The sequence below is a fragment of the Francisella philomiragia genome, from assembly GCF_018135955.1.
Classification (GTDB): domain Bacteria; phylum Pseudomonadota; class Gammaproteobacteria; order Francisellales; family Francisellaceae; genus Francisella; species Francisella philomiragia.
Map to the genome: position 1 here is coordinate 74,442 of NZ_CP063138.1, position 13,037 is coordinate 87,478.

Sequence of the window (13,037 nt, forward strand, 5' to 3'; positions counted from 1 at the left end):
TGTTTATGATAAAATACTGTTAATATATGTTTCATTATTTTTATTTTCCAAAGAGATTTATTCCATGCGTACAAAGAATTATTTAATCACAGGAGCAAGTTCAGGTATCGGTAGAGCTGTTTTGAATCAGTTGGTATCAGAAGGTTTTACTGTTTATAACATAGATATTGTCACTCCAGAAGAAGTTCTTGAAAAAGAGATATTTATCAAGTTTGATTTGTCTAAATATATGGATATTGATGCTATTTTGCCAAAAGGTATAGATTTTGATGGAGTATTCTTTAATGCTGGAATTCATCAAAGTGGGTCGATATTTTCTCAGTCTTTGGATGAAATAAATAAGTGTATATCAATCAACCTAATATCTAGTGTGGTCATTTTGAAATCTTTGGCTGAGAATATTAAATCAGGAGCTTCTATAGTTTTTAATGGTTCAGATCAATGCTTTGTTGGAAAAACCAATAATTTTGCTTATGGTTTAACTAAAGGTGCTATAGCACAGATTACAAAATCATTAGCACTAGATTTAGCACCTAAAAATATAAGAGTAAATACTGTTTGTCCTAGTACTACAGATACTCCACTGTATAGAAAGGCAATAGAAAAATACTCTTTAGTAAGTGGAATTGATTTAGCCGATATCGAGAAAAGTGAGGCAAAAGAAATACCTATTAACAGAGTAGCCACTGCAGAAGAGGTTGCTAATGTTGTGATTTTTCTTTTGAGTGATAAAAGTTCATTTATGACTGGATCTTTAGTTCCTGTAGATGGTGGCTATACAGCGAGATAACTATTATGCAAAGAATAATTGATTCACATATTCACTTTTGGGATATTGATAATGGTTACAATAGATGGGTCAAGGATACTGACTTGCCTACAAAAGTATTACCGTCTGATTTTAAAATAGATGACTTTGTACATATAGAAGCTCATACTGAAGATGTTGACCATTTATGTGAATATAAGTGGTTAGTTGCTAATTTTAGCAACAAAAATATAAAAGTTATTGCATTTGTAGACTTTACACAGAGTGTACAATCATTCGAGCAAAAAATAATTGAACTGTCATATTATAAAGATATAGTAGGTGTTCGACAAATAATGTCTAAGGACTTTGATGCCAAATATAGCCCTTTTGATAAAGAAATTCCATCAGACTTGTTTGAAAAATTAGTCATCCTAAAAAGGTATAATATGATATTTGAATGTCAGATGTATCCCCAACAATTTGTTAGTGCTGTATTAGATATTCTTAAATCAAATGTGACTTGTTGTGTTGAGCATTTTGGGCTACCTATAAAAACAAGAAATGATAATCTTCTGTATTGGAGAGATTTGCTTAGGTATGTTGATAATCATCAAAATCTATATCTAAAGCTGTCAGGAGGAGATCTAAATAATGACGAGGACGATATTAAAGAGATTTTAGATGAGATAAGAGATAGTGTTGATACATCTAAACTTTGTTATGGTTCTAATTACCCTGTATCAAATAAAGATAATTATAATAAGTGGTTTGATATGGTTTATAGCACATTTACAGATGCTAAATCACAGCAAGATATATTTTTTAATACAGCTAATAAACTGTATGGATTTAACCTTTTGTAGAGACTTTTGCTGATGTGTAGATATTTTTGAAGAATATCAGATATATGCTTGTATAGGCTGTTATAAATATCATATTAATCGTGAAGTTTGACCAATACATAGTCCACAACACACTTTTATCTTTTATCATAATAGGAAGCATTACAATATTGTTTATCAATATAACTATCGCAACACTTATTATAGTTGAGAAGAAGATATTATTTTTTAAGAGTTTCTTATAAATCCAACTAAAAATTGAGACTTCTGCTAGATTTGTCACAAAGGTGCTTAACATTCCTGATAAAAATAGCAGTATCGTCGGCTCAGCGATTTGGTGTATAGCACTTGATCGTAAGTGATTATTATCGCCAATTATTGATACATCAGCTAAATGAAAAAATGATGATGAGTAAACCCCAAAAGAGTATATACCATCCATTACCATTGCTAGTATTATGAGTTTGTAGGTATTTTTTAGTCCATAAATTATTGAGCAAACATCTAATACCACAAAAATTCCTGCATAAACTAAAGAAGATTGTGTTATTACTAAATGAAAACCCCAAAAATCTATGCTTATAGTGTTAAGAAATAACGGATCACATAATATTTTTAACGTAATAAAAAGAGCTGCGGGAGCTATGTATTTTATAAATTGTTTTGACTCTAGGTTATTAAATGCGATATTTTCCATAATATTTCTATTGATGTTAAAACAACTTAGATTGTATATTTTTTGTTGAAGAAATACGATAAAAATGTTGAATCGATATGACTTAAAGCTCGCTATACTATGTTATGTCATTGATAAAAAAGCTAATAAGGCTATAATGTTTAAAATCCTATTATTAATAATTGATTAAGGGCTACTACTTTGGATAATAGTTTGCAACTATTTCAGCACTCATCTAACTATATTCTATTAGCATCAGGTCTAATATTATTTTTCGCGATTGTATCACAGTTTTTATCATGGAGGCTGAAGCTTCCATCGATATTATTTTTGATTCTTAGCGGGATTATTCTAGGACCTTTATCTGAGGTAATATTTCAAGAGGGATTTAAGCTCGTAGATGGTACTATTATTTTTGGTGAAGCATTGTCTCCATTTGTATCAATTTGTGTGGCTATTATTCTATTTGAAGGTAGTTTATCTCTTAACTTTAGTAAAATTAAGAGTGTTAGTAGTGTTGTGATACTTTTGACTACTGTAGGGTTGGGAATTACTGTAATACTTACGGCAATGTTCTGTTATTATGTCATTGGTTTAAATTTAGAATTGTCTATGCTTATAGGCGGTATTACATGCGTAAGTGGGCCAACTGTTGTACCACCACTAATGAGAACTGTTAGACCCAAAAGACATATTGCAAGTATTCTAAAATGGGAATCTATACTTGTAGATCCGATAGGTGCATTAGTAGTTGTTTTCATGTTGGCATGGTTTGTTATTGGTGGTAACTATGCGAATCAGCCTAATGGAACAAGTATATTTATAGCATATATAATTTTTGTATGTATTTTAGGTATAACTTCAGGTTTTGTTTTTGGTTATCTTATAGGCTTGAGCTTTAGAAGACATTATATTCCTGAGTATCTAAAAAGCTTTTTTGTATTAGCGGTAATAGTGGTAGGTTTTATAATAACTGATGCTATGATGCACGGTGCGGGATTGTTGATGGTAACAGTTGCTGGTCTTGTGATGGCTAATATGAAAGATATAAAAATGTCTGATATTTTGTCATTTAAAGAAAATCTAAGTATTGTTATTATCTCGGTTCTTTTCATTGTATTAGGAGCAGAGATAGACTTTAGTTTATTCAAGGATTATTGGTTAGACTTAATAGAGGTTTTCTTATTTTTGCAGTTTATTTTGCGCCCAATTGTAGTTCTATTATGCTCTATTAAATCTAAAACAACTTTCGCAGAAAGAATTGTCATGGGAATTATATATCCTCGAGGTATTGTAGCGGCATCGGTAGCGGCATTAGTTGCTGTAAGAATTACTAAATCTCATCCTGAGTTATATAGTGAAGCAAATACTTTAGTATTTTTTGTCTTTATGATAATTGTTTTTACTGTAGTTTTTCAGAGTATATTTACTCCATATATTTCAAAATTACTTAAGGTTACAGAGCCTGAAGGTAAAGGATTTTTGATAATAGGTGGAAATAGGTTTGCACGTGAATTAGCAGAGGTGTTGGTCAGGAATGATATTGAGGTTGTAATTACTGATTCATCATGGGCAAATGTCCAGAAGTGTCGTCAGCTGGGTTTAAATACTTATTATGGTAGTCCTGTATCAGCTCATGCTGATTGGAGTATTAATTTGGTAGGTATCGGGGCGATGCTAGGATTATCTACAAGCGAGTATGTGAATGCTGTGTCCGCAATGAAGTATAAATATGAGTTCGGATCAAATAATGTTTTTGTATTAAGAGCATCTCAGAAAGAAAGCTACAAAGGTATAGGATCGATAGAAACCAATCTAGCAAATCTGCTATTTGATGAAGGAGTCGATTTTAATACCTTGATAGATAGGCTAAATCAAGGAGCTTCGATTAGAAGTACGAATATTACTCCTAACTATCCACTAGAGAAGTTTTTTAAAGATAATCCTAATGCTATAGCACTCTTTATTATTGATGATAATGGTTACGCTCAACCATTTGATAAAGATAAAAGACTAAGATTTGATAGCTATAGTTTGGTATCATTAAGGGATGATGTTAATAAGACTAGAGATCAGTTATGTCTAGATGTATAAGAAGTTTTAATGGTAAAGTACCTAAGGTTGATGAGTCTGCTTATGTTGATGAATCAGCAGCTGTAATTGGTGATGTTATTTTAAAAGAGAATGCATCAGTATGGCCACAAGTTAGTGTTAGAGGAGATCTTTTGACAATAACTATTGGAAAGGGTACTAATATTCAAGACTGTAGTACACTACACACTACAGAATATCCAAAAGATTCAGGTCAAGGATATCCACTAACCATTGGAGATGATGTAACAGTAGGTCATGGTGTGATATTGCATGGTTGTGAGATCAAAAATAATTGTCTAATAGGCATGGGATCTATAATTCTTGACGGAGCTGTTGTTGAGTCTTGGGTTTTTTTGGGAGCAGGAAGCTTGGTTCCTCCGGGTAAGATTCTAGAGTCAGGTTATATGTATTTAGGTTCGCCAGTCAAAAAAATTAGACCGATTAGTGATCATGAGAGACAAATTATCAAAGAAAATGCAGAGCATTATGTTAAAGTCAAAAATAGATATAAAGCTCAAGATTAGATTAGTATTAGTTTTGATATTCGTATCTTTATTAGTATCATGCGCTAGTATGCAATCTAATGTTACTCCAATAGCGGATAATGTTACATTTGATCAAAAATTGACATCTGAAGAGCTTTTGCAATTAAATAAGTGGCAGGCAAAAGGAGTTATTGGGATTATTTATAATAATCAGGCAGAGTCTGCTAATTATGTATATGCTCAAGATGGTGATAATTTCAGTATTAGCCTGTATGGTCCTTTGGGTATAGGAAGTATTGAAATAAATGGAGATGCTAATGAGGTATCGCTTGAAAATAGCAAAGGTCAGAAGATAACGGCTAAAGATGCTAAAACTTTAATGCTGGAGCAATTAGGCTGGTATGTTCCTGTTGATGGACTTAAGTACTGGATCAAAGCTATAGCTATACCAAATATTAAACATAATACAGAGCTAAATTCAAAAGGGTTGCTAAGTAAATTATCTCAAAATGGTTGGGATATTTCTTATCAAAACTATGAGTTAGTTGATTCTAAGTATCCGTTGCCGGCTAAAATTAGAATGACTAGAGAGAATCTAATATTAAAGATCATTATAAAATCATGGCAAATATAAAACTTAAGAATTATCAAAGTTATGCAAAAATTAATTTGTTTTTGCATATATTGAATAAGCGAGATGATGGCTATCATAATTTACAAACTTGGTTTACTTTTTTGGATCTAAAAGATCATATTAGCTTTAGATTTAATAACTCTAATAAAATTGAAATTACAAGTAATATACAAATAGCTTCAAAAGAAGATAATCTAATTTATAAAGCTGTCAAAGAGTTTCAGAAAGTCTATAAAATAGAGAGTGTAGGTGTTGATATTGATATTATCAAAAATATACCAATGGGTGCCGGTCTTGGAGGAGGAAGCTCAAATGCTGCAACGACCTTAATAGCACTACGTGATTATTACTTGCCAGAACTATCAAACGAGCAGATGATACCATTAGCTACGAAGCTTGGTGCAGATGTGCCTATATTTGTATATGGTAGGTCAGCATGGGCTGAAGGAATTGGAGATGTTTTGTACTCTAAGGATTTTGAGCAACAATATGTATTGCTAGTTAAACCTAATATTCATATTAGTACTAAAGAGTTTTTTGAGAGTGAAAGTTTAGTAAAGACAAAGAATATGCTACCGAGAGATTTAAGTTTTGATACTAGTGTTATGCATAATGACTTTGAAAATGTTTTTTTTGCAAAATATCCTGAGTTTAAAAGCCAGCTAGATGAGATTGATCAGGATTTTAGAATGACTGGTACAGGCTCATGCTTTTATCTACTTTCTAAAGATCTTAATAAACTACAACAACTTGCAAGAAAAGTTGATAAATCTCTTGACAAATGGGTAGTCAAAACATTAAACTATGCGTACTAACTTTCGTTAGTGTCTATGTTGGGCTATCGCCAAGCGGTAAGGCAACGGGTTTTGATCCCGTCATTCCCAGGTTCGAATCCTGGTAGCCCAGCCATAAAAATTCCTCATAAAAATAATTGCAAAAGCTTAAAATTTTTAAAGATAATAAAGTTTTTTTCTTTAATTTTCTAAATTAAGTCAGAACTTATAAGTTTTTGATAAATAATAAATAAAATTTTGCAGAGACAGGCTATTAATCGTTATACTATTTGCATAAATGAATTTTATTATACGGAATTAATATGTCTACACAATATCATATTGGAACACCTGGTAAAAAGTGGGGCTCTGAAGAAAAAGTCCAATGGTTATCAGAGCAAAGCAAAAAAAGATCGTACAAAGAAGAAGCTGAAAAAAAAATTTTGGCACTATCAAATGATTTTGATATCGATGTCTATGGAGAGCTTGATTATCCAGTAGGCAGTTATAAGTTGTATGCACTTAAAACTAAAAACTGGGATGCTAGTAAGCCCTATGTTTTAGTTACAGGCGGAGTACATGGCTATGAAACAAGTGGTGTACAAGGAGCTATTAGTTTTGCTGCAACTAGAGCAAAAGAGTTTGCAAGTGATTATAATATCTTGATCCTGCCTTGCTTAAGTCCTTGGGGATATGAAACAATTAACCGCTGGAATCCTAATGCTATGGATCCTAATAGATCGTTCTATCTAGAGAGTGGTTGTGATGAGTCGGTTTTTGCAATGAAATATATTAACTCGTTGAATATTGAACTTCTGATGCATATAGATTTGCATGAGACAACAGATACTGATGACAGTGAATTTAGACCAGCATTAGCAGCTCGTGAGGGTATAACTATAGATAAATGGGGTATTCCAGATGGATTTTATTTAGTTGCTAACAATAGAAATCCACACTATGACTTCCAGAAATATATAATTGATGCAGTAGCAAAAGTTACTCATATTGCTCCTACTGATCCTAGCATAAATATATTAGGTGATGATATTATCAGAGATGGAATTATGGCATGTGATTCAGACAAAGAAAAATTATGCATGTCTTTATCAAATGCTGAGTATACAACTACGACGGAGGTTTATCCAGATAGTCCAAGAACAAATCCTCAAGAATGTATACTTGCTCAAGTAGAGGCGATAGTTGCAGGTTTGAACTTTATTAGCCAGCAAAAATAAAAGGAAAATATAAATGTTAAATGGTTTGATTAATGTAGCGACTTTTTTGATAGATATTGTCTTTGGCATTTATGCTTTTATACTACTGTTTAGATTTTTCTTACAGTGGGTAAAAGCAGATTTTTATAATCCAATTTGTCAGATGATTATGCGAGCGACAAATGCTGCTATATTACCTCTCAGAAAATTTATACCAGGATTTTTGAATCTAGATTGGTCATGTATAGTAGCTGTGTATATTGTTTTTGTGGTGCAGGACTTACTTGTAGGCTTATTAAATGGGATAGGTCTTAGTTTGATGTTTATTTTCTTTAAACCGCTGATTGATATAGTTTTTGCAGTTATTAATATGTATGTATATTTGATAATAATAAGAGCAATATCTAGTTGGTTTGTTCAAGGAGGCTATAATCCAATTATTATGGTTATATATCAAGTTACGGAGCCATTATTATCAAGAGCTAGAAATATAATCAAACCAACTAATTCAGGATTTGATTTTTCTCCAATTATTGTATTAATTGGTCTATTTTGTATTCAGATATTCATACAAAGCATTATTGCACAGTTTTTTCATTACTGATTAATAGCATGTAGAGTCGAGCTAATATCTTTAATAACTATTCTAGTTGAATCACATTCGAGATCACGAGGATAGTTAAGTTCTATAGTTTTTTCTGATGCTATACGTCCTGGATTACTATCAAGAATTATTACTCTATCTGCCATATTTACAGCTTCTTCAATATTGTGTGTAACAAGAACAATTGCTTTTGTCTTAGCTTGACCAGTATGCCATAGACGCATAATGTCATCTCTTAGAGTTTTAGCAGTGACTATATCAAGTGATGAGAAAGGCTCATCAAGAAATAGAATCTCTGGCTCAATCATTAGTGCTCTAGCAAATCCTACGCGTTGTTTCATGCCACCAGATAGTTCACTTACATAGGCATCCTCAAAACCATTTAAGCCAATCTTTTTGATAATCTCAAGAGCTTTAGGTTTGCTTTGTGATCTAGGTATGCCAAGAGAGTCTGCACCAAAAAGAACATTTTCTAAAACATTTAGCCATGGTAGAAGGGCAAAGTTTTGAAAAACCATACCGATGTTTTCTAAAGGACCATCAATAGCCGAACCCTTATAAAAAAGTTTTCCAGAAGTTGGTTTTAATAGTCCGCTTAGTATTCTTACAAGACTAGATTTTCCTGCTCCTGATTTGCCAACTATAGCGATTATCTCATTTTCTCTTACTTTTAAAGTTAGATTTTCGATTACTCTTTTTATATTCTTTTTATCTTGCTTATAATCTAGGCAAATATCGTAGCAATTTATTAACGTGTTATTTTTAAATTCAGTCATGTTCATTCTCCTTTTAGATATTTAGGGATTAGTTACATTTGTATTTTGTTTCAGCAAGTTTATATAATGGCTTCCAGATAAATATCACACACAAAGCCACTAATGAGCACAATGCAACTACCGCTAGAGCTGCTTCATGAAGTTGGTTATTGCCTGTTGTGGTAGATACCAGTGCGCCAATTCCATCTACCTTAATAGTATTTGAGCCCCATATTACCAATTCAGCTGCAATTGCCGAGTTCCAAGCGCCACCTGCAGCACTAATAATTCCGCAGACTATATATGGAAATACAGCAGGTATTGCAAACTTAAACCACCATTTCCAACCTTTTAGATGGAAAGATTTTGTCATTTCTATTATTTCTGTAGGCAAGCTAGACACACCAGCAATTACATTAAATAGTACATACCAAGAGGTTCCTGTCATTATTAATGGAATACACCAAACATTTAGTGATCCACCACCACCTAATATAAGTACAGCAACAATCGGGAAAAATATCGGTTGTGGTATTGCTGCGCCTATTTGTATTATTGGCTGAATAGCTTTTGTGCGTTTGCTCGACATACCTATCCATATGCCTAATGGTGTGCATATAGAGACACTTATCATCATGGCGATAGTCACACGAACAGTTGTCTCTATCATTAGTGGTATCAAATAACTCATATCACCATCTGGGAAGAAGTGCCACAGAGCATTACCTGCCCATACACATGCTGAGATAATTACTATATACCAAGCAATATAGCTAAGCTTTTTCAATATCTTGATATCTCTAATCGGTGATTTGAGATTAATTTTTTTATTTAAAAAGCTAGCGCCATTAATTAACCAAAATACAATAGTGCTGAAAATAGGCTTTATAGCATTTACAAATTGAGATTTTTTATATGAGCGATAAAGCCAAGGGCTGTCTGTAGTTTTATTGTTGATAGATTCGTATTTGAATTTCTCTGACCATTTGACTAAAGGTCTAAAAAGTAGCTGATCAAATAGAGCTATATTAATGATAATGGTCACAAGAGCATATAAGATAGCTGTTATATTTGAGTCAGTTAATGCCAGTGCTATATACGAGCCTATACCAGGTAAGCTAACATCGCCTGTGATAGTCGGGATAGCTTCACTAGCTGTGATAGCGAACCAAGCAGCTGATTGAGAAACCATAATATTCCAAAGTAAACCAGGTACCGAATAAGGTAGTTCAATCTTCCAAAATCTTTGCCATGCATTGAGTTTGAAAGCAGTTGCAGCTTCTGTTAGCTCTGCAGGCACTATTCGTATAGTTTGGTATAAGATTAGTGCCATATTCCAAGCTTGAGATGTAAATATCCCAAAGATTGCTGCAGCTTCTAAACCCATAATTGAGTGTGGAAATAGAAAAAGAAAAAACGCGGTGGTAAATGTCAAAAATCCTAATAAAGGTGCAGATTCTAGGAAATTTATGATTGGCAAACATACTCTAGCGAAGTGTTTATTCTTAGCGCATGCATATCCAGCTATCAATGCAAAAGCAAATGAAAATATCATACCTATAATCAATCGCATAGTAGTACGCAACATATAGTATGGTAAGTGGCTTGGATCAAGTGATATTGCTGAAACTGATGAAGCATCAATAAATGATTGATGCATATCATTCCAAGCATAATAAGCTAGTGCGCTAACAACTAATATTAAAGCTACTATAATCACATCAGCTTTATTTGGTAGAAATCTCTTTTTTGTTATTGTATAACTTGCGAACATTATTATTCTCCTTAGTAATCGAATCAAGTTATCTTAGAGTTACTAATTTTGTGATTATATGAACTTATAGGGCTTATATATCTTAATGGCTATAAAAGTATTACAAGTCTATTTCTAATTCATTAACTTGAATTAAATAAATAGACTATTTGTAAGTAATTTAGCTTTAGATACAACTATCCCTATACAGGCAACCTAAGGATATATTTGGTTAAAAATAGCCCTTAAACTGATTACACAAAATTAGTTATATGAAGTTAGTTGTGACTAACAACTCGGAGGTTGTAGTGTGTGAGTTATAAACATTTGATGCCTCCTTGTGAGAGGTTGCTACTACAGTAGCGCTTATTTTGCGGAGATTCTAGCGCTATAAATCATGTTTTGCAATATGTTTTAGCAGATTTTATAGTAATTACCTTAGAAAGAGTCGATTAACTTGAGTTTTTTCTTATAAGAATCATTTTATAAGCAGAATCGCCATTCTCATAATAGCTATTAATCTGCTTATTTATAACAAATCCTAGCTTCTGATATAAAGAGATAGCTATTAGATTGTTTGTATTTACTTCTAGTGCAATATTTTTGTCAGAGTTGTTTAAAATGTATTCTAATAGTTTTTTACCAATACCTTGACCTTGATAATTTTTACTAACAGCAATAGAGTATACTCTAATAGTTTTTTTATACTCAAAGCATAAAATATATCCAGCAAGTTCATTGTTGATTTTAGCTACAAAAAAGTATTTTTGCTTATTAATATTACAGACAAATTGCTTTTTTGAAATTTTATCAGACAAAAAAGTAGAGTTCTCAAGTTCTACAAGTGTTTGAAGATCAGTTAATTGAGGCTTAGATATTTGCATAAGGTAACTTCTTGTAGTTCATTCTATTTAGAAATTCTAGCATTATAGTCGTATAAAGTTGGTCGCCAATATAAGCATCTTCAATATCCGAATCTAAGGATGGGTTATCATTAATTTCTATTATAATAGGTTTATTGTCTACAACTTTTATATCAATACCGTATAGTCCATTGCCGATAGTTTTTGCGGCTTTAAGGGCTATTCTTAGCACAGATTTATCAACCTGATGGATCGCAAATGCTTCAGAGTTTCCATGCTGAGTAGTTTTCTTATTATGATTGGTAATTTGCCAATGTCCTTTCGCCATAAAGTATTTACACGCATATATTGGCTTATTGTTCAATATACCAATACGCCAGTCAAAATCAGTATAGTAATATTTCTGAGCTATTATGATCGAAGATTGTTCGAACATGGTATCTAGAATTTGCTTGAGCTCCTCTGCCGAATTAGCTTTTTTAACACCTTTTGAAAATGAACCATCTGGGATTTTCAAAACTATAGGAAGACCTAACTCACTGATTAATTCTTCAGCTGCAAAGTTATCATTTTTAAAAATAAGTTTACCTTCTGGGGTCGGTATTTTATTTTTAATCATTAGGTTGTGTAAATAAACCTTGTTGGTACAGCAAGTTATGGATTTTGTATCATCTATAACCACTAGGTTATTGTCCTCAGCTTTTTTAGCAAAACTGTAACTGTAGTGATTAATAGATGTTGTTGTTCTGATGAAAAGTCCATCATATTCAAGCAGACTCATATAATCATCTTTGGTAATGAGATCAGTATAAATACCTAAATCGTGAGCTGCTTTTTGGAAATTTTTAAGAGCTTTAGCATCACTTGGAGGTAATATTTCATTAGGATCATGTAGTATGGCTAAATCATAGGAGTAGTTTTTTTTGATTTTTCGCTTACGCCAAACTTTGCTACTAAAATTATTAAGAGCATTTGCAAATATAGTCTGCTCATTATCATTTAGAGAAGAGATATGCCCAATTTTAATAGTTTTTATTTTCCATAATGAATTTTGCTTTTCTAAAGTTACTTCTAATATTGGTGCTGGATATTTTTCAAATATTTTTTTAGCAATTTTTTCTATACCTTTTAGGTTAGCTATTCCAAAGAAAATCTTGATAGCTAATAGGTTTGTATTTAAAGCGTTTAACGATTTATGCTCTCTACTATTAATTAAATTAGATAATTGAGTTTCTTCAAAGTGGCTAATGCTATTGAGTGTTTCAACAGTAGGTATAATAGTATCTTTATTTGAGTGTGCTAAAAGACAAGCGTAATAGCCTTGCTCAAGATAATTCATTTGCTCAGATAAGTTAATGATATAGTTAGGCTTGTTACTAATGTTCTGTAAATATTGATGTGTAGTTTCTAAGTTTGAATATGGATAGTATGGTGACCATGTGTCTTGATTATCAATAAGTATTTTTAAGGGTTTCATATAACCTTATGTTGAGATTAATGCGAGCGTATTATCTGCTTTTTTTTATAAAATGCAAGAATTTTTATTATGATTAAACTTAGTATTTTTTAAGCTATTAGTTATCGTTGAAT

The 13,037-nt window shown here is 32.1% G+C and carries 13 protein-coding genes and 1 tRNA gene; 9 read left to right on the forward strand and 5 right to left on the reverse strand.

The genetic code is table 11. From position 1 onward, the window contains the following. Positions 1-64: 64 nt before the first annotated feature. Both IMS64_RS00385 and IMS64_RS00390 read left to right on the forward strand, forming a co-directional pair. Complete coding sequence (locus IMS64_RS00385) at positions 65-790, forward strand: SDR family NAD(P)-dependent oxidoreductase (protein WP_211490587.1); 726 nt, start codon at positions 65-67, stop codon at positions 788-790. 5 nt (positions 791-795) lie between these two features. Then, the gene (locus IMS64_RS00390) at positions 796-1,614 is read left to right on the forward strand and encodes an amidohydrolase family protein (RefSeq protein WP_211490588.1); all 819 of its coding nucleotides are present in this window, start codon (positions 796-798) and stop codon (positions 1,612-1,614) included. Here the strand turns inward: IMS64_RS00390 and IMS64_RS00395 are convergent. After that, positions 1,601-2,290, reverse strand: a complete 690-nt coding sequence (locus IMS64_RS00395; RefSeq protein WP_042524331.1) for a VUT family protein — start codon at positions 2,288-2,290, stop codon at positions 1,601-1,603. The genes IMS64_RS00390 and IMS64_RS00395 overlap by 14 nt on opposite strands. A 192-nt stretch (positions 2,291-2,482) precedes the next feature. On the opposite strand from IMS64_RS00395, the gene IMS64_RS00400 reads away from it, so the two are divergent. The 7 genes from IMS64_RS00400 to IMS64_RS00430 all read left to right on the forward strand — a co-directional run bounded on the left by IMS64_RS00400 (position 2,483) and on the right by IMS64_RS00430 (position 8,076). Further along, a complete protein-coding gene (locus tag IMS64_RS00400) occupies positions 2,483-4,363 on the forward strand; it encodes a cation:proton antiporter (protein WP_430886726.1) in 1,881 nt (626 codons plus the stop codon). Further along, on the forward strand, positions 4,348-4,887 hold the full coding sequence (locus IMS64_RS00405; RefSeq protein ID WP_042517316.1) for a gamma carbonic anhydrase family protein: 540 nt from the start codon (positions 4,348-4,350) through the stop codon (positions 4,885-4,887). The genes IMS64_RS00400 and IMS64_RS00405 overlap by 16 nt, the downstream gene beginning before the upstream one ends. After that, positions 4,838-5,482, forward strand: a complete 645-nt coding sequence (gene lolB / locus IMS64_RS00410) for a lipoprotein insertase outer membrane protein LolB (protein ID WP_211491069.1) — start codon at positions 4,838-4,840, stop codon at positions 5,480-5,482. The genes IMS64_RS00405 and lolB overlap by 50 nt, the downstream gene beginning before the upstream one ends. Next, the gene (gene ispE, locus IMS64_RS00415) at positions 5,470-6,297 is read left to right on the forward strand and encodes a 4-(cytidine 5'-diphospho)-2-C-methyl-D-erythritol kinase (RefSeq protein ID WP_211490590.1); all 828 of its coding nucleotides are present in this window, start codon (positions 5,470-5,472) and stop codon (positions 6,295-6,297) included. The genes lolB and ispE overlap by 13 nt, the downstream gene beginning before the upstream one ends. Before the next feature lie 19 nt (positions 6,298-6,316). After that, positions 6,317-6,391: transfer RNA gene (locus tag IMS64_RS00420), tRNA-Gln, on the forward strand. A gap of 187 nt (positions 6,392-6,578) precedes the next feature. Next, a complete protein-coding gene (locus tag IMS64_RS00425; RefSeq protein WP_211490591.1) occupies positions 6,579-7,493 on the forward strand; it encodes a M14 family metallopeptidase in 915 nt (304 codons plus the stop codon). A gap of 13 nt (positions 7,494-7,506) precedes the next feature. Beyond that, positions 7,507-8,076, forward strand: a complete 570-nt coding sequence (locus IMS64_RS00430) for a YggT family protein (RefSeq protein ID WP_013921934.1) — start codon at positions 7,507-7,509, stop codon at positions 8,074-8,076. On the opposite strand, the gene IMS64_RS00435 is transcribed toward IMS64_RS00430, so the two are convergent. The 4 genes from IMS64_RS00435 to IMS64_RS00450 form a co-directional block, all read right to left on the reverse strand. Next, complete coding sequence (locus tag IMS64_RS00435; RefSeq protein ID WP_004286705.1) at positions 8,070-8,852, reverse strand: ABC transporter ATP-binding protein; 783 nt, start codon at positions 8,850-8,852, stop codon at positions 8,070-8,072. The two genes, IMS64_RS00430 and IMS64_RS00435, sit on opposite strands and share 7 nt — an antisense overlap. Before the next feature lie 28 nt (positions 8,853-8,880). Next, on the reverse strand, positions 8,881-10,605 hold the full coding sequence (locus IMS64_RS00440; RefSeq protein WP_211490592.1) for an ABC transporter permease subunit: 1,725 nt from the start codon (positions 10,603-10,605) through the stop codon (positions 8,881-8,883). A gap of 431 nt (positions 10,606-11,036) precedes the next feature. Further along, positions 11,037-11,468: a GNAT family N-acetyltransferase gene (locus tag IMS64_RS00445; protein ID WP_211490593.1), complete on the reverse strand. Its 432-nt coding sequence runs from the start codon at positions 11,466-11,468 to the stop codon at positions 11,037-11,039. Next, entirely contained in the window at positions 11,455-12,924 is a 1,470-nt protein-coding gene (locus IMS64_RS00450; RefSeq protein WP_211490594.1) for a RimK family ATP-grasp domain-containing protein, read from the reverse strand. The genes IMS64_RS00445 and IMS64_RS00450 overlap by 14 nt, the downstream gene beginning before the upstream one ends. Positions 12,925-13,037: the final 113 nt, after the last annotated feature.

Bases quoted from the DNA above. Each gene is read 5' to 3' on its own strand.
- IMS64_RS00425 (WP_211490591.1), top strand. From the start codon at position 6,579: ATGTCTACACAATATCATATTGGAACACCTGGTAAAAAGTGGGGCTCT.
- IMS64_RS00390 (WP_211490588.1), top strand. From the start codon at position 796: ATGCAAAGAATAATTGATTCACATATTCACTTTTGGGATATTGATAAT.
- IMS64_RS00440 (WP_211490592.1), bottom strand. From the start codon at position 10,605: ATGTTCGCAAGTTATACAATAACAAAAAAGAGATTTCTACCAAATAAA.
- lolB (WP_211491069.1), top strand. From the start codon at position 4,838: ATGCAGAGCATTATGTTAAAGTCAAAAATAGATATAAAGCTCAAGATT.
- IMS64_RS00435 (WP_004286705.1), bottom strand. From the start codon at position 8,852: ATGACTGAATTTAAAAATAACACGTTAATAAATTGCTACGATATTTGC.
- IMS64_RS00385 (WP_211490587.1), top strand. From the start codon at position 65: ATGCGTACAAAGAATTATTTAATCACAGGAGCAAGTTCAGGTATCGGT.
- IMS64_RS00445 (WP_211490593.1), bottom strand. From the start codon at position 11,468: ATGCAAATATCTAAGCCTCAATTAACTGATCTTCAAACACTTGTAGAA.
- IMS64_RS00405 (WP_042517316.1), top strand. From the start codon at position 4,348: ATGTCTAGATGTATAAGAAGTTTTAATGGTAAAGTACCTAAGGTTGAT.
- IMS64_RS00450 (WP_211490594.1), bottom strand. From the start codon at position 12,924: ATGAAACCCTTAAAAATACTTATTGATAATCAAGACACATGGTCACCA.
- IMS64_RS00395 (WP_042524331.1), bottom strand. From the start codon at position 2,290: ATGGAAAATATCGCATTTAATAACCTAGAGTCAAAACAATTTATAAAA.
- ispE (WP_211490590.1), top strand. From the start codon at position 5,470: ATGGCAAATATAAAACTTAAGAATTATCAAAGTTATGCAAAAATTAAT.
- IMS64_RS00430 (WP_013921934.1), top strand. From the start codon at position 7,507: ATGTTAAATGGTTTGATTAATGTAGCGACTTTTTTGATAGATATTGTC.